Source organism: Planomonospora alba (genome assembly GCF_039534085.1).
GTDB classification, from domain to species: domain Bacteria; phylum Actinomycetota; class Actinomycetes; order Streptosporangiales; family Streptosporangiaceae; genus Planomonospora_B; species Planomonospora_B alba.
Window position 1 is genome coordinate 120383 of the sequence record NZ_BAAAUT010000012.1, and the last position, 13872, is coordinate 134254.

The window sequence follows — 13872 nt, forward strand, 5'->3', positions numbered from 1 at the left end:
CTCCGCACCGGAACCGCCTCCGGACCGGAGGCGGCCGGCTAGCGCTGCGGGCCGTTCGGCCGGCCGCCTCTGGTGAAGGCGAAGTTCACCCCGACGATGCCCAGCCACATGAGAATGATCACGTAGATGCCTTCGTCCCCGGCGAAGGTGAGGCCGACGGTGGCCAGCACGCCCAGGCTCAGCGAGACGATGGAGAGCGCGAGCCGCTGCCCGGCCGCCACCGAGGGGCGGATCGCGGGGGTGTGGGCCGCCAGGCGCTGGTCCACCCGCCGGTCGATCTCGGCGTCCATCTTCTCCAGGAAGCCCTCGATCAGGGAGTCTTCGAACTCGGGGCCGAGTTCGCGGCGGGCCTCGACCGCCGCACGCAGCTCATCGCCGGGTGATCTGTCCATAGTCGAGATATATCGTCTCTTTGCGGCGGTGTCCAGCGGATCCGTTACGAAGATCGCACATATCTGGTGAACAGGAAGCCGTCTTCCTCCAGCACGTGGGCCAGGCGGAGCCGGGTGAGCACGTCAGGGCCGTCGAGGACGCGGACGGCGCTCCCGCCGACCAGCATCGGGCTGACCGTCAGGCAGAGCTCGTCGACCAGGTCCGCCGCGGCCAGCTGGCCGTTGATCCGCGCCCCGCCCTCGCACAGCACCCGCTCCAGGCCCCGCTCGCCGAGCGCCTCGACCGCGGCGGCCAGGTCCACCCGCCCGTCCCCGGCCACGATGACGTCGGCGTGCCGGGCGGCCCGCGCGCGCCGGTCCGCGGGGGCGGCCTCGCAGGTGACGACGATCGTCCGCGCGCCCGGCTCCGCCTCGGTGAACAGCGGGGAGTCCAGGTCCAGCTCCAGCCGGCGGGTGAGCACGGCGATCGCCGGGGCCGCCGGGCGGCCCTCACGCAGCGCCCGCCACGACTCCCTCGGCCGGGCCGGGCCGTACCCCTCGCTGCGGACCGTCTCGGCCCCGGCCAGGATCACGTCGCACAGCCCGCGCAGCACCCCGAAGACCCGCCGGTCGCCCGCGCCGGACAGCCCGCCGGACAGCCCCGCCAGCCAGGTCCCGCCGTCGGCGCTGGCCACCATGTTGACCCGCAGCCAGGGGCCGCCGGGATAGGCGTAGAGACGGGCGAGGCCGGCCGGGTCGAGGTCGCCGGGGGCCGGGCCGGAGGGAGGAACGGGATGGATCAGGCGCATGCCCCCACCCTGGCACAGCCGCCGCCCGGGGGCGGACCCGGCTCAGGACCGGGGGCAGCGGAGGATCCGCATCGAGCGCGCGGTCACCGGCACCACGCACCCCGGGGTCCAGGTCTCGTCGGAGAACGGCTCGCCCGAGACGACCTCGTCGGCGGTGTCCAGCACCGTGCGCCACGCGCCGCCGTACAGCGCCTCGGGCAGGGTGAAGGCCATGTCCTCGTGGTGGGCGTTGATCAGCAGCAGGAACGAGTCGTCCACGATGCGCTCGCCGCGCGGCCCGGGCTCGGTGATGGCGTCGCCGTTCAGGAAGACCGTCAGCGACTTGGCGTAACCGGTGTGCCAGTCGCCCGCCGACATCTCCACCCCGGCCGGGGTGAGCCAGACGATGTCGCGCGCGCCGTCGGGGGCCACGCGGCCGCGGAAGAACCGGCGCCGCTGGAAGACCGGGTGCTCGCGCCGGAGCTCCGACAGGGCCCGGACGAAGTCGAGCAGGTCGCCCTCGGTCCTGGCCAGCGACCAGTCGATCCAGGAGACCTCGTTGTCCTGGCAGTAGGCGTTGTTGTTGCCGCCCTGCGTCCGGCCGAGCTCGTCCCCGGCCAGCAGCATCGGCACGCCCTGGGAGATGAACAGGGTGGCCAGGAAGTTGCGCCGCTGGCGGCGGCGGAGCCGCACGATCGCGGGGTCCTCGACCGGGCCCTCGGCGCCGCAGTTCCACGACCGGTTGTCGTCGGTGCCGTCCCGGTTGTCCTCCCCGTTGGCCTCGTTGTGCTTGCGGTCGTAGGAGACCAGGTCGGTGAGGGTGAACCCGTCGTGCGCGGTGACGAAGTTGATGGAGGCGACCGGGCGGCGGCCGGAGGTGGCGTACAGGTCGGCCGAGCCGGTCAGCCGGGAGGCGAACTCCGGCAGCGCCGAGCCGCTGCCCCGCCAGAAGTCCCGGACCGTGTCGCGGTACTTGCCGTTCCACTCGGTCCACAGCGGCGGGAAGTTGCCCACCTGGTAGCCGCCGGGCCCCACGTCCCACGGTTCGGCGATCAGCTTCACCTGCGAGATCACCGGGTCCTGCTGGATCAGGTCGAAGAACGCGCTCAGCCGGTCGACGTCGTGCAGCTCGCGGGCGAGCGCGGCGGCCAGGTCGAAGCGGAAGCCGTCCACGTGCATCTCCAGCACCCAGTAGCGCAGGGAGTCCATGATGAGCTGGAGCGCGTGCGGGGAGCGGACGTTGAGGGAGTTGCCGCAGCCGGTGTAGTCGAGGTAGTAGCGCCGGTCGCCGTCGTGCAGCCGGTAGTAGGCGACGTTGTCGATGCCCCGGAAGCAGAGCGTGGGACCCATGTGGTCGCCCTCGGCGGTGTGGTTGTAGACCACGTCGAGGATGACCTCGATGTTCGCCTCGTGCAGCGCCTTGACCATGGCCTTGAACTCCAGCACCTGCTCACCGCGCCGGCCGCTGGCGGCGTAGCCGTTGTGCGGGGCGAAGAAGCCGATGGTGTTGTAGCCCCAGTAGTTCGTCAGCCCCCGGGCCACCAGCGCGTGCTCGGGCACGAACTGGTGCACCGGCATCAGCTCCACCGCCGTGACGCCCAGGCTCAGCAGGTGGTCGATGACCGCCGGGTGGGCCAGCCCCGCGTAGGTGCCGCGCTGCTCCTCGGGCACCGCCGGGTGGCGCATGGTGAGCCCGCGCACGTGCGCCTCGTAGATCACCGTCTGGTGGTACGGCGTGCGCGGCGGCCGGTCGGTCCCCCAGTCGAAGAACGGGTTGATCACCACGTTCTTCGGCATGAAGGGCGCGCTGTCGTAGTCGTTGCGCGCCGACGGGTCGGTGAACCGGTAGCAGAACAGCGCCTCGTCCCAGGCCAGCTCGCCCTCGACCGCCTTGGCGTAGGGGTCCAGCAGGAGCTTGCTGGGGTTGCACCGGTGCCCCTGGGAGGGCTCGAAGGGGCCGTGCACACGGTAGCCGTACCGCTGCCCCGGCATGACGCCCGGCAGGTAGCCGTGCCAGACGAACCCGTCCACCTCGGGCAGGTCGACCCGCTCCTCGCGCCCGTCGTCGTCGAACAGGCACAGCTCCACCCGCTCGGCGACCTCCGAGAACAGGGCGAAACCGGTGCCGACCCCGTCCCAGGTGGCGCCGAGGGGATAGGGCTCTCCCGGCCAGACTTCGCGCATGTGTCTCCCTGTTCTCCTCCGGTCGGGCTTCGCGTGCGGGTGCGCCGCTCCCGTCGCCCTCCGGGACGCCGGGGGCGCCGGGGAAGGCGGCGCGGAGGCGGCGGGGCCGCCGGCCGGACGCCGCCACCCGGGCCGTGACCGCGTGCGCCCGGCCCGGGCGCACGCGGTCACGACCGGGCGCGGATCAGCTCAGCAGCTCGGCGTTGAGGCTGATCGTGGTGCCCGCCAGCGCCTTGCTCACCGGGCAGTTGGCCTTGGCCGTCTCGGCCGCGGTCTGGAAGTCCTCGGCGCTGATGCCCGGGACGTGGGCGCGGACGGAGATGACGATCCCGGTGATGCCCTCGCCCGGCTGGAAGGTCACGTCGGCCTTCGTCTCCACCGTCTGCGGCGGCGTGCCCGCCTGGGCCAGGCCGTGGGAGAGGGCCATCGAGAAGCAGGCCGAGTGGGCGGCCGCGATCAGCTCCTCCGGAGAGGTCTTGCCGCCCGGCTGCTCGGCCCGGGCGGGCCAGGACACGTCGAACGTGCCCACCCCGGAGGAGTCCATCGAGACCGTGCCGGAGCCCTCCATCAGGGAGCCCTTCCACTGGGTCGTCGCGGTACGTGTCGTCGCCATGGCGATATCCCTTCGATCGATCAGCTGTTCATGAGCGAACATACGCCGTTCAGAGGCCGGGGTGCGTGACCCTGCCGATGACGGTGTCAAGATCCAGTCCGGAAGGGAGCGTACCGAAGGCGCGGCCTCCTCCGCCGGACAACCGCGAGGCGCAGAAGGCGTCGGCGACGGCCGCGGGCGCGTACCGCACGAGCAGGGAGCCCTGCAGGACCAGGGCCATGTCCTCGGCGAGGCGGCGGGCGCGGGACTCGACGTCCGCCAGGTCCCCCAGCGACTTGCGCAGCCGGTCGGCGGCCTCGTCCAGGCGCCGGTCCGCCCCGGCGGCGAGGGCGACCTCGTCCGTGAACGCCTCCAGGGCCTCCGGCTCGCGGCCCAGGGCGCGCAGCACGTCCAGCGCCGCCACGTTCCCCGACCCCTCCCAGATGCCGTTCAGCGGCGACTCCCGGAACAGCCGCGGCAGCTGCGACTCCTCGACGTAGCCGTTGCCGCCCAGGCACTCCATGGCCTCGGCCGCGTGGGCCGGCCCGCGCTTGCACACCCAGTACTTGCCGACGGCCAGCGCGGTACGGCGCAGCGCGGCCTCGGCCCGGTCCCCGGCGGCGGCCCGGTCGGCCGCCCCGGCCAGGCGCGTCATCAGCGCGGTCGCGGCCTCCGACTCCACCGCCAGGTCGGCCAGGACGTTGCGCATCAGCGGCTGGTCGATCAGGCGGCGGCCGAACGCGCTGCGGTGCGCGGCGTGGTGGACGGCCTGGCGCAGGCCGTACCGCATGCCGGCGGCCGAGCCGATCACGCAGTCCAGCCGGGTCATGTTGACCATCTCCAGGATGGTCCGCACGCCCCGGCCCTCCTCGCCGACCCGCCAGGCGACGGCCCCGTGGTACTCCACCTCGGCGCTGGCGTTGGACCTGTTGCCCAGCTTGTCCTTCAGCCGCATCAGGTGCATGGCGTTGCGGGTGCCGTCGGGCAGCACGCGGGGCAGCAGGAAGCACGTCAGGCCGCCGGGCGCCTGCGCCAGGACGAGGAACACGTCGCACATCGGGGCGGAGTTGAACCACTTGTGGCCGGTGAGGGCGTAGGTGCCGTCACCGAGCGGCTCGGCCCGGGTGGTGCCGGCGCGCACGTCCGAGCCGCCCTGCTTCTCGGTCATCGCCATGCCGGCCAGCACGCCGCGCTTGGCCGCCGCCGGCCGGAGTCCGAAGTCGTACTCGCGCGAGGCCAGCCGGGGCTCCCACTCGGCGGCCAGCTCGGGGGCGTGGCGCAGCGCGGGGACGGCCGCGTAGGTCATGGAGATCGGGCAGCCGTGCCCGGCCTCGACCTGGCTCCAGACGTAGAACCCGGCCGCCCTGGCCACGTGCGCGCCCGGCCGGGCGGCCGCCCACGGGGCGGCGTGCAGGCCCCCGCCGACGGCGACGGCCATCAGCTCGTGCCAGGCGGGGTGGAACTCGACCTCGTCGACGCGGTGGCCGTAGCGGTCGTGGGTGCGCAGCACCGGCGGGTGCTCGTTGGCCAGCCGCCCCCACTCGGCCGCCTGCTCCGTGCCGGCGAGCGTGCCGAGGCGGCGCAGCTCGCCGGCGTACCAGCCGGCGCCCTCCCGCTCCAGGCCCTCCTGGAGGGCGGCGTCGGCGGACACGTCGTGACCGGTGAGCGGGGGGACCTGGTTGAAGACGTCGTGGGTGGTCACGTGCGGCCTCCGGGTCGGCTGCCGGCGCCGGGCCCGCCGGCCGCCGGGGTTCTGTCTACCTCAACATTTCCCGCACATGGTGACATGTCGCAATAGAGATTATTCGTCCCGTTACTGATGGGTAATGAAGGGGTGCCGGACCCGTCGCCGGGGCCGTCAGAGGCCGGCCACGATGTCCCTGGCGTAGTCGTCGTCGCTCTCGGCCAGGACGCGCTCGATCCCCGCCCGCGCCCGGGGGTCGCCCCGCCGGGCCAGCCCCCGCGCGGCCTCGGCCACCGTGCCCAGGTCCTCGTCGCCGAGACGCGCGGCCAGCGCGTCGCGGATCTGCGGAGTGTCCTCCTCCAGGCCGGCCAGGCCCGTGGTCGCCCAGTCGCGCACGTCCGGATCGGGATCCTCGGTCATGGACACGAGCAGCGCCAGCCCCTCGGCGTGGCCGGCGGGCAGGACCGCGGCCAGCGCCGCCGGGTCGGCCTCGGTGCGGGTCCAGCCCTCCGCCGTGATGATCTCCAGCACCTCGGGCAGGGCGCGCGGGTCGGCGTGGTGGCCGAGCGCGCCCAGCACCGAGCGCAGCACCCGCTCGTCGCCCTCGGTGGCGGCCATCCGCCGCAGCACCGGCAGGCTCTCCTCGGCGAAGGGCCGCTCGCCCTCGGCGGCGCCGAACTGGGAGAGCAGGTCGACGGCGAACTCGCGCCGGCGCGGGTCCTCGGCGGCGCACAGGCGGACGGTCTCGTCGAAGGTCTCCCGGTCGCCGCGCCTCTGCAGGGACTCCACGATCGTCCACCAGGTCTCGGCCTCCTCGTCGAGGTCCCGGTACGGCAGCGCCCGCTCGACCAGTTCCTCGAAGGGCAGCCGCTCACCGGTCGCGTCCTCCAGCAGGGTCGCGATGGCCGCGTGACCGCGCTGGCACTCGACCACGGAGGCCGCGCCGCCGGGCCGCACCGCCGTGACGGTCACCAGGTCGGTGCCGTCCGCGGCGCGGGAGCGCTCCACGACGAACTCCGCGTCCTCGGGGGCCTGCTCGGCGACCTGTTCCAGCAGGGCGGTCTCCAGGTGCGTGCCGAGCCAGTCGTAGGCGATCGCCAGCGGCGTGTCACCGTCGCCGTCCGGCCGGGCGGGGTCCGCCCCGGCCTCCAGCAGCGCCCGCACGGCGCCCAGCGCCCCGCGCCGGACGGCCAGGGTGAGGGCGGTCGTCCCGCCCTCCAGGGCGTCCTCGGCGGCCGCCCCGGCGTCCAGGAGCACGCGGAGCGCGTCGGCGTGGCCGTTGGCCGCGGCCCAGAGCACGGGGGTCCACCCGTGGCTCTCCCGCCGGGCCGGGTCCGCCCCGGCGGCCAGCAGCGCCTCGACCGTCTCGGCGTGGCCCCACGCCGCGGCCGCGCAGAGCGGCAGCCCCTCCGACTCGTCGCCGCTCAGCCGGTCCGGGTCGGCTCCGGCGGCCAGCAGCGCCCGCACGATCGCGGTCCTGCCGCCGACCGCCGCCCGGTAGAGCGCGGTGCTGTCCGCCTCGCCCGGCGGATCGGCGGGCGCGCCCTTCCGGAGCAGGGCCTCCACCCGCTCGACGTCGTTCCCGACCACCGCGTCCAGCAGCTCTGCGTACATGCCTCGAAATCATAGGCGGGGCGGGCCCGCCGGCGGAGCCGTACCGCGTGGCAGGCGCCTGCGCCGTCCGGCGGACGGGCTGCTCCTCCCGCAGGAGGAGACCGGCCCGGATAATCGAGATATGTTGTGAACCGTGAGCGAGTCAGGTGGGATTCGGGCGTCGGACGCCGAGCGGGAGGCCGTCGTCGAGCGGTTGCGGGTCGCCTCGGTCGAGGGGCGGCTGACCCTCGGCGAGCTGACCGAGCGGACGGAGGCGGCCTACGGCGCCGTCACCCGGGCGGAGCTGGACGTCATCACCTCCGACCTGCCGGCGGCCGGGCGGGCGCCCGCCCCCGTCCACGCGCCCGGGCCGGAGCGCGGCGGCCGGGCCCGGCGCTGGTTCGTGGCCGTCATGGGCGACTCCAAGCGGCGCGGCAAGTGGCGCATCGACGGCGAGCTCGGCGCGGTGGCCGTGATGGGCGACGTCGTGCTGGACCTGCGCGAGGCCGAGGTCCGCACCGGCGTGGTGGACATCGCCGCCACCGCGGTCATGGGCGACGTGAAGATCATCGTCCCGGACGGCGTGGACGTCGACCTCGAGGGCCTCGCGGTCATGGGGGACAAGCGGGTCGACGTGCTCGAAGCGCCCCCGGGCGCGAACGTGCCGCTGATCCGGGTCAAGGCGTTCGCCCTCATGGGCGACGTCAAGGTGATCGGCGACGCCCGGGCCGGCAGGACCAAGAAGGCCTGGGCCGCCTGGCGCGAGCAGTGGCGCGAGCTGCGCGGGGAGCTGACGGGCGAGCCGTACCGGCCGCTGCCGCCGCCCGGACCGCACTGGCAGGCGCACCCGGGGCAGGGCGCGCACGGCTGGGCGCACGGCGGGCACGCCCCGCAGCCGCCCCTGCCTCCGCAGGCCCCGCCGCCCGGCCCGCCGGAGCGCTGACCCGGCGGAGCGGATCTCCCGGCGCGTGCAACGCCCGGCGGGTGCCAGGCGGTAGAGATCGGTGACCATCACCGAACAGTGAGGACTGCCGCATGCGTGACCGGGCCGACTCCGAACGCTACGTCGAGCAGCGGTCGGCCCGTCTGCTCCGTACCGCGTACCCGCTGTGCCGCGACTGGGGCACGGCGGAGGACCTGCTGCAGACGGCGCTCGCCAAGGCGTGGTTCGCCTGGCGCAGGGTCGGAGCGAACCCCGACCCCTACGTGTACCGGATCCTGGCCAACACGCACGCCACCTGGTGGCGGCGGAGATGGAAGGGGGAGGTCCCGACCGAGACCCTCCCGGATGAGGCGGGCCGGGACCCGGCCGCCGAGCGTCGTGAGGAGCGAGCCGTGTGAGAGCGGACCCGACTGCCGCTCCGTGGACGAGTCCCTGCCGCCACACATCGAGAACAGGTATCCACTGGACGCCGGGTGACCGCCCGCCGCACCGCGGAAGACCTCTGACGGCCCGGGAGCGGGCGCGTCCGGCCCCGGACCGTCCCCCGATCAGGCGGTGGCGGCGACGGGGGCCTCCGTCCCCCGCACGGCCTGGCCGTACCGCTCCAGCAGCACGGCGGCGACCTCCGGGGCCGCGCCCAGGACGCCGGCGACGGCGCAGGCCCCCGCGGCGAGGGTGCGCGTGCGCACCCGGTCGGCGAACAGGCCGGGCGCCAGCAGGTAGGGGGCGACGGCCACGCGCGGGGCGCCGGCGGCCAGCAGCCGCCGGACCTCCTCCTCGGGGGCGGGCGCGGCGGCCGAGGCGTAGGCCGCGGTCGCCGGCCACCAGCCGGGCCGGGCCCAGGCGCGGGCGATCCGGGCGACGGTCGCGTTGGCGCGGGGATCGCTGGAGCCCGCGGAGACCAGCACCACGGCGGTCTCCGGGTCCCCGGCGGGCACCCCCGCCTCGGCCAGCCGCCGCTCCAGCGCGGCGGTCAGCAGCGGGTGCGGCCCCAGCGTCGCGCCCCGGTGCACCCGCAGGCGCGGGTGCCGGGCCGCCACCTCGGCCAGCGCGCCGGGGATGTCCACCCGGCTGTGGTAGGCCTCGGTGAGCAGCAGCGGCAGCACCGCCGCCTCGGCCAGCCCGGACAGCGCCCCGGCGAGCGTCGGCGGAGCGTGGTCGAGGTAGGCGACGCGCACCGGCAGGTCCGGGCGGGTCCGCCGGACCGCCTCCAGCAGCTCCTCCACCGTCGCCGCGGCGCGCGGGTCGCGGGAGCCGTGCGCCACGGCGACGAGCGGGACCGGCGGGCCCGCCGGTCCCCGCCGGACCCCGGGGACGCGGCTCACGTGTGGATGCCGCACTCGGTCTTGCCCATCCCGGCCCAGCGGCCGCTGCGCGGGTCCTCGCCGGGCGCCACCTGCCGGGTGCAGGGGGCGCAGCCGATCGACGGGTAGTCGTCGTAGTGCAGCGGGTTGATCAGCACGCCGTTGTCGGCCATGTAGTTGTCGACGTCGGTCTGCGTCCACCGGGCGATCGGGTTGATCTTGACCATCTGGCGCTTGGCGTCCCACTCCACGACCTTGATCCCGGCCCGGGTGGGTGACTCGTCGCGCCGGATGCCGGACACCCAGGCGAGGTACGGCTCCAGCGCCCGGTTGAGCGGCTCGACCTTGCGCAGGTAGCAGCACAGGTCGGGGTTGCGCCCGAACAGCCGCGGACCCAGGTCGCGCTCCTGCTCCTCCACGGTCCGGGAGGGCCGCACGTTGATCACGTTGACGTCGTACACCTGCTGGACGGCGTCCCGGGTGCCGATCGTCTCGGCGAAGTGGTAGCCGGTGTCGATGAACAGCACGTCCACGCCGGGCTTGACCTTGCTGACCAGGTCGATCATCAGCGCGTCGCTCATCGAGGCGGTCAGGCAGAGCCGGTCGCCGAAGGTCGCCGCCGCCCAGCGGATGATCTCGATGGCGGGGGCGTCCTCCAGGAAGCGCGCGGCGGACTCGACGATGTCCTGCAGGTCGAGCGCACCGCGCTGCCGGCGTAATCCGATCTCGACGTCCACGAGAGTCACTTGAGCACTCCGATCCCCAGGAACTTCAGCTTGAAAGCGCGGGCGCACGAGCGGCAGTACCAGCCGCCGTCGCCCTCGTAGGGCTCCAGGTCCTCCTCGCCGCAGTACGGGCAGTGGAAGGGGACCGCCCGCTCACTCACTTGAGGTCCGCCTCGTCGGCGCGCTGGACCCACTCGGTGAAGGTCTCGCCCTCGTTCTTCTGCTTGTCGAAGTTGCGCAGCACCCGCTCGACGTAGTCGGGCAGCTCCGCGGCGGTGGTCTTCAGGCCGCGGACCTTGCGGCCGAAGCCTGCGTTGACACCCAGCGAGCCCCCCAGGTGGATCTGGAAGCCCTCGACCTGCTCACCGGCGTCGTCCACGACGAGCTGGCCCTTCAGGCCGATGTCGGCGGTCTGGATGCGCGCGCAGGAGTTCGGGCAGCCGTTGACGTTGATGGTCAGCGGCTCGCGGAAGTCCGGCAGCCGGGCCTCCAGCTCGTCGATCAGGGTCGAGGCGGTGTTCTTGGTGTCGACGATCGCCAGCTTGCAGAACTCGATGCCGGTGCAGGCCATCGTCTGGCGGCGGAAGGTGGAGGGGTTGACCTGCAGGTCGTTGGCCTCCAGCTCGGCCACCAGGCCGTCGACCTTGTCGGGGGCGACGTCGAGGATGACCATCTTCTGCTCGACCGTGGTGTGGACCCGGCGGGAGCCGTACCGCTCGGCGAGGTCGGCGATCAGGTGCAGCTTGTCGCCGTCGAGGCGGCCGACCTTGGGTGCGAAGCCGACGTAGAAGTCGCCGTTCTTCTGCGGGTGGACGCCCACGTGGTCGCGGCGCCCGCCGCGGGGCTGCTCGGGGGCGGGGCCGTCGGGCAGCGCGTACCCGAGGTACTCCTTCTCCAGGACCTCGCGGAACTTCTCGGCGCCCCAGTCGTTGACCAGGAACTTCAGCCGCGCGCGGTGGCGCAGGCGGCGGTAGCCGTAGTCGCGGAAGATGCCGATCACGCCGGCGTAGACCTCCGAGACCCGCTCGGGGGAGACGAACACGCCGAGCCGCTTGGCGAGCATCGGGTTGGTGGACAGGCCGCCGCCCACCCACAGGTCGAAGCCCCGCTCGCCCTGCTCGCCGACGACGCCGACGAAGGACACGTCGTTGATCTCGTGCACGGCGCAGTGCGCGGGGCAGCCGCTCACCGAGGTCTTGAACTTGCGCGGCAGGTTGGAGAAGTCGGGGTTGCCGACGAAGGAGTCGTAGATCTCGCGGATGTGCGGGGTGGCGTCGATCACCTCGCCGGTGTCGATGCCGGCCAGCGGGCAGCCGATGATGACGCGCGGGGTGTCGCCGCAGGCCTCGGTGGTCGACAGGCCGACCGCCTCCAGCCGCGCCCAGATGTCGGGGACGGACTCGATCTCGATCCAGTGCAGCTGGATGTTCTGCCGGTCGGTGACGTCGGCGGTGCCGCGGCCGTAGAGGTTGGAGATCTCGGCGATGACGCGCAGCTGCTCGGTGGTGAGCTGGCCGCCGTCGATGCGGACACGGAGCATGAAGTAGCGGTCGTCGAGCTCCTCCGGCTCCAGGACCGCGGTCTTGCCGCCGTCGATCCCGGGCTTGCGCTGGGTGTAGAGACCGTACCAGCGCATCCGGCCCCGCAGGTCGGCCGGGTCGATGGAGTCGAAGCCGCCCTTGGAGTAGACGTCGATGATCCGCTGACGGACGTTGAGCCCGTCGTCGTTCTTCTTGAGCTCCTCGTTCTTGTTCAGCGGCTCGCGGTAGCCGAGAGCCCACTGTCCTTCGCCGCGCGGGCGCTTGTGGTGGCGGTTGGCCGGACGGGCCGGGGTCGTCATGTGCGCGTCCTTATGGATCGAAGGGAAAACGGGTGCGGACACGCACAGGCACCTCCCGCCTCATCGTCGAGTGCGGGGGTTCGATCGCTCCTGGAGAAGAACGCCTGTCGCGCGCCCGGGCCTGCTGGAATCAGCGAAGGGCGACGGTCAACGGGCGGTGCGACAGATCGCGCTGCGGACACGCAGAAGGTCGACGTGGCGTCGCACGACGAGCATGGGGTCCGCTGGCATGTCCAGAACGATACCCCGGCGCCCCGAGATGTCCAATATCAGGTCCACACTCTGGACGCACGCCCCGCGGGACGCCCGCGGGTCCCCGGCCCCCGGCCCGGCGAGGACGGGCGGGCGAGGACGGGCGGGCGCGCGGCCTCAGCAGGCGCGGTCACGCGGGCGCGGCGGGGTGCGCGGCCGCGCGCGGGCGGGCTCGGCCCTGGCACGGCCGGGCGTACGGCCGGGCGCGCGGCCGGGTTCAGCCCTGGCGCGGCCAGACCAGCGGCGACTCCTTGGGCTCGGCGGCGGGCCTGTGCTGGCAGTCGCACCACGAGCCGCCCCGGCACTCCCCGTGGCGGCGGTCCTTGCACGCATCGCAGATCATGCCTCCATTGTGCGTCCGGCCCCGCCGGCGTCCCGGGACCGGGCGCGGAGTGCCCCGCCGTGTTCCCGCACCGTGTTCCGCCGCTGGTCGTACGGGTAGGCGCAGGAGCAAGGCCGTGGCCCGGACGGCCGTGATCGAACTCGTGGCGGGCAGGCCGCAGGGAATACCGTGGGGTGCCATGACGTCCACCGATGCCTCGACACGGCGGTCCGGGCCGCGGAAACGCCCGCCCCGGGGGCATTCCCGGCTGCGCCGGCACAGCGCGAAGCTGCGGGCCGGGCTCACCTGGGTGCGCGGCACCGGCGTCTGGTCGCTGGCCGTGGCCACCACGAACGCGGGCGTCACCTACCGGGTCACCGGCCTGGCCGGGGAGGCGGCGTTCTTCGCGCTGCTGTCGCTGCCGCCGTTCGTGCTGGGCCTGATCGGCGTGGTCGGCCAGCTCACGAAGGTGTTCGGCCCGGAGACGGTGCAGGACGTCACCGTCTGGATCGACCGGCAGGCCCACCTGCTGTTCACCGACAGCGCCGTGGACACCGTCGTCACCCCCCTCGTCTCCGACGTGCTGAGGCCCGAGAACCGGGTCCCGCTGATCTCGCTGGGCTTCGTGCTCGCGCTCTGGTCGGGCTCGCGGGCGCTCTACGTCTACGTGGACCTCATCGCGCTGGCCTACGGGCTCGGGGAGGAGCGCGGCATCATCCGCACCCGGCTGATGTCCTTCGGGCTCTATCTCGCCGGCCTGCTGAGCGGGCTGCTCGTCATGCCGGTCCTCGTGCTCGGCCCGGAGGCGCTGCGCGGCACGCTGCCGCTCCGCTACGGCGGGCTGGTGGACGCGCTCTACTGGCCGGTGGTCGTGGTCGGCTCGATCTGCTTCCTCACGCTGCTCTACCACGTCAGCGTGCCGGTGCGCACCCGCTGGTGGCGGGAGACGCCGGGGGCGGTGCTGGCGATCATCGTCTGGATCGCCTGCGCCGCGGTGCTGCGGGCGGTGCTCGCCGACTGGTTCACCCCGGTCTCCATCTACGGTTCCCTGGCCTCCCCGATCGCGGTGCTGCTGTGGCTGTACATCACCGCCCTGGCCGTGCTCATCGGCGCCACGCTCAACGCCGAGGTGGACCGGCTCTGGCCCGTCGACGGCAACGGGCGCACCGGCCGCGCGGGCCGGTCCGATATCGTTTGAGCGCGACTGGCGCATTGGGTGGACGAACCACCGGGGAGCGGAACGGCGGAGGCCGCGCGCCTGGGTCTCCGCACTC

At 73.7% G+C, this 13872-nt stretch carries 15 protein-coding genes and 1 riboswitch; of the genes, 3 read left to right on the plus strand and 12 right to left on the minus strand.

Going from position 1 to position 13872, the window contains the following annotated elements; translation table 11 throughout:
• Positions 1–38 precede the first annotated feature (38 nt).
• The 6 genes from ABD823_RS09655 to ABD823_RS09680 form a co-directional block, all read right to left on the minus strand.
• Positions 39–392 carry a hypothetical protein gene (locus ABD823_RS09655; protein ID WP_344857994.1) on the minus strand — a complete coding sequence of 118 codons (354 nt, stop codon included), beginning with the start codon at positions 390–392 and terminating at the stop codon, positions 39–41.
• A 44-nt stretch (positions 393–436) separates the two neighbouring features.
• The gene (locus ABD823_RS09660; protein ID WP_344857996.1) at positions 437–1180 is read right to left on the minus strand and encodes a pyrimidine reductase family protein; all 744 of its coding nucleotides are present in this window, start codon (positions 1178–1180) and stop codon (positions 437–439) included.
• Between the two features lie 42 nt (positions 1181–1222).
• Positions 1223–3343: a glycogen debranching protein GlgX gene (gene glgX / locus ABD823_RS09665; RefSeq protein WP_344857998.1), complete on the minus strand. Its 2121-nt coding sequence runs from the start codon at positions 3341–3343 to the stop codon at positions 1223–1225.
• 184 nt (positions 3344–3527) lie between these two features.
• Positions 3528–3956, minus strand: a complete 429-nt coding sequence (locus tag ABD823_RS09670; RefSeq protein ID WP_344858000.1) for an OsmC family protein — start codon at positions 3954–3956, stop codon at positions 3528–3530.
• Between the two features lie 49 nt (positions 3957–4005).
• Positions 4006–5637, minus strand: coding sequence for an isovaleryl-CoA dehydrogenase (locus tag ABD823_RS09675; RefSeq protein ID WP_344858002.1), 1632 nt, complete (start codon positions 5635–5637; stop codon positions 4006–4008).
• A 156-nt stretch (positions 5638–5793) separates the two neighbouring features.
• Positions 5794–7233: an ankyrin repeat domain-containing protein gene (locus ABD823_RS09680; protein ID WP_344858004.1), complete on the minus strand. Its 1440-nt coding sequence runs from the start codon at positions 7231–7233 to the stop codon at positions 5794–5796.
• Between the two features lie 133 nt (positions 7234–7366).
• Here ABD823_RS09680 and ABD823_RS09685 point away from each other — a divergent pair, with 133 nt between their 5' ends.
• Positions 7367–8155 carry a DUF1707 SHOCT-like domain-containing protein gene (locus ABD823_RS09685; protein ID WP_344858006.1) on the plus strand — a complete coding sequence of 263 codons (789 nt, stop codon included), beginning with the start codon at positions 7367–7369 and terminating at the stop codon, positions 8153–8155.
• 92 nt (positions 8156–8247) lie between these two features.
• Positions 8248–8553, plus strand: coding sequence for a sigma factor (locus tag ABD823_RS09690; RefSeq protein ID WP_344858008.1), 306 nt, complete (start codon positions 8248–8250; stop codon positions 8551–8553).
• A gap of 150 nt (positions 8554–8703) precedes the next feature.
• Here the strand turns inward: ABD823_RS09690 and ABD823_RS09695 are convergent, their stop codons facing one another.
• The 6 genes from ABD823_RS09695 to ABD823_RS09715 all read right to left on the minus strand — a co-directional run bounded on the left by ABD823_RS09695 (position 8704) and on the right by ABD823_RS09715 (position 12619).
• Positions 8704–9480, minus strand: coding sequence for a sirohydrochlorin chelatase (locus ABD823_RS09695; RefSeq protein ID WP_344858010.1), 777 nt, complete (start codon positions 9478–9480; stop codon positions 8704–8706).
• Complete coding sequence (locus ABD823_RS09700; protein WP_344858011.1) at positions 9477–10205, minus strand: phosphoadenylyl-sulfate reductase; 729 nt, start codon at positions 10203–10205, stop codon at positions 9477–9479. Before ABD823_RS09700 ends, ABD823_RS09695 begins: the two co-directional genes overlap by 4 nt.
• On the minus strand, positions 10202–10345 hold the full coding sequence (locus ABD823_RS09705) for an Insertion element protein (RefSeq protein WP_344858013.1): 144 nt from the start codon (positions 10343–10345) through the stop codon (positions 10202–10204). The genes ABD823_RS09700 and ABD823_RS09705 overlap by 4 nt, the downstream gene beginning before the upstream one ends.
• The gene (locus tag ABD823_RS09710) at positions 10342–12024 is read right to left on the minus strand and encodes a nitrite/sulfite reductase (protein WP_344858015.1); all 1683 of its coding nucleotides are present in this window, start codon (positions 12022–12024) and stop codon (positions 10342–10344) included. Before ABD823_RS09710 ends, ABD823_RS09705 begins: the two co-directional genes overlap by 4 nt.
• Before the next feature lie 147 nt (positions 12025–12171).
• On the minus strand, positions 12172–12255 hold the full coding sequence (locus tag ABD823_RS34595; protein ID WP_377295148.1) for a putative leader peptide: 84 nt from the start codon (positions 12253–12255) through the stop codon (positions 12172–12174).
• Between the two features lie 238 nt (positions 12256–12493).
• Positions 12494–12619 carry a hypothetical protein gene (locus ABD823_RS09715; protein ID WP_344858017.1) on the minus strand — a complete coding sequence of 42 codons (126 nt, stop codon included), beginning with the start codon at positions 12617–12619 and terminating at the stop codon, positions 12494–12496.
• Between the two features lie 178 nt (positions 12620–12797).
• Here ABD823_RS09715 and ABD823_RS09720 point away from each other — a divergent pair, with 178 nt between their 5' ends.
• Positions 12798–13796, plus strand: a complete 999-nt coding sequence (locus ABD823_RS09720; protein ID WP_344858019.1) for a YihY/virulence factor BrkB family protein — start codon at positions 12798–12800, stop codon at positions 13794–13796.
• A riboswitch (ZMP/ZTP riboswitch) is annotated at positions 13789–13869 on the plus strand. (Overlaps the previous gene by 8 nt.)
• Positions 13870–13872 lie beyond the last annotated feature (3 nt).

What these genes read in the sequence shown, in the direction of transcription:
- ABD823_RS09655 (WP_344857994.1), bottom strand. Translation starts at nt 392, where the DNA reads ATGGACAGATCACCCGGCGATGAGCTGCGTGCGGCGGTCGAGGCCCGC.
- ABD823_RS09660 (WP_344857996.1), bottom strand. Translation starts at nt 1,180, where the DNA reads ATGCGCCTGATCCATCCCGTTCCTCCCTCCGGCCCGGCCCCCGGCGAC.
- glgX (WP_344857998.1), bottom strand. Translation starts at nt 3,343, where the DNA reads ATGCGCGAAGTCTGGCCGGGAGAGCCCTATCCCCTCGGCGCCACCTGG.
- ABD823_RS09670 (WP_344858000.1), bottom strand. Translation starts at nt 3,956, where the DNA reads ATGGCGACGACACGTACCGCGACGACCCAGTGGAAGGGCTCCCTGATG.
- ABD823_RS09680 (WP_344858004.1), bottom strand. Translation starts at nt 7,233, where the DNA reads ATGTACGCAGAGCTGCTGGACGCGGTGGTCGGGAACGACGTCGAGCGG.
- ABD823_RS09690 (WP_344858008.1), top strand. Translation starts at nt 8,248, where the DNA reads ATGCGTGACCGGGCCGACTCCGAACGCTACGTCGAGCAGCGGTCGGCC.
- ABD823_RS09710 (WP_344858015.1), bottom strand. Translation starts at nt 12,024, where the DNA reads ATGACGACCCCGGCCCGTCCGGCCAACCGCCACCACAAGCGCCCGCGC.
- ABD823_RS34595 (WP_377295148.1), bottom strand. Translation starts at nt 12,255, where the DNA reads ATGCCAGCGGACCCCATGCTCGTCGTGCGACGCCACGTCGACCTTCTG.
- ABD823_RS09715 (WP_344858017.1), bottom strand. Translation starts at nt 12,619, where the DNA reads ATGATCTGCGATGCGTGCAAGGACCGCCGCCACGGGGAGTGCCGGGGC.
- ABD823_RS09720 (WP_344858019.1), top strand. Translation starts at nt 12,798, where the DNA reads ATGACGTCCACCGATGCCTCGACACGGCGGTCCGGGCCGCGGAAACGC.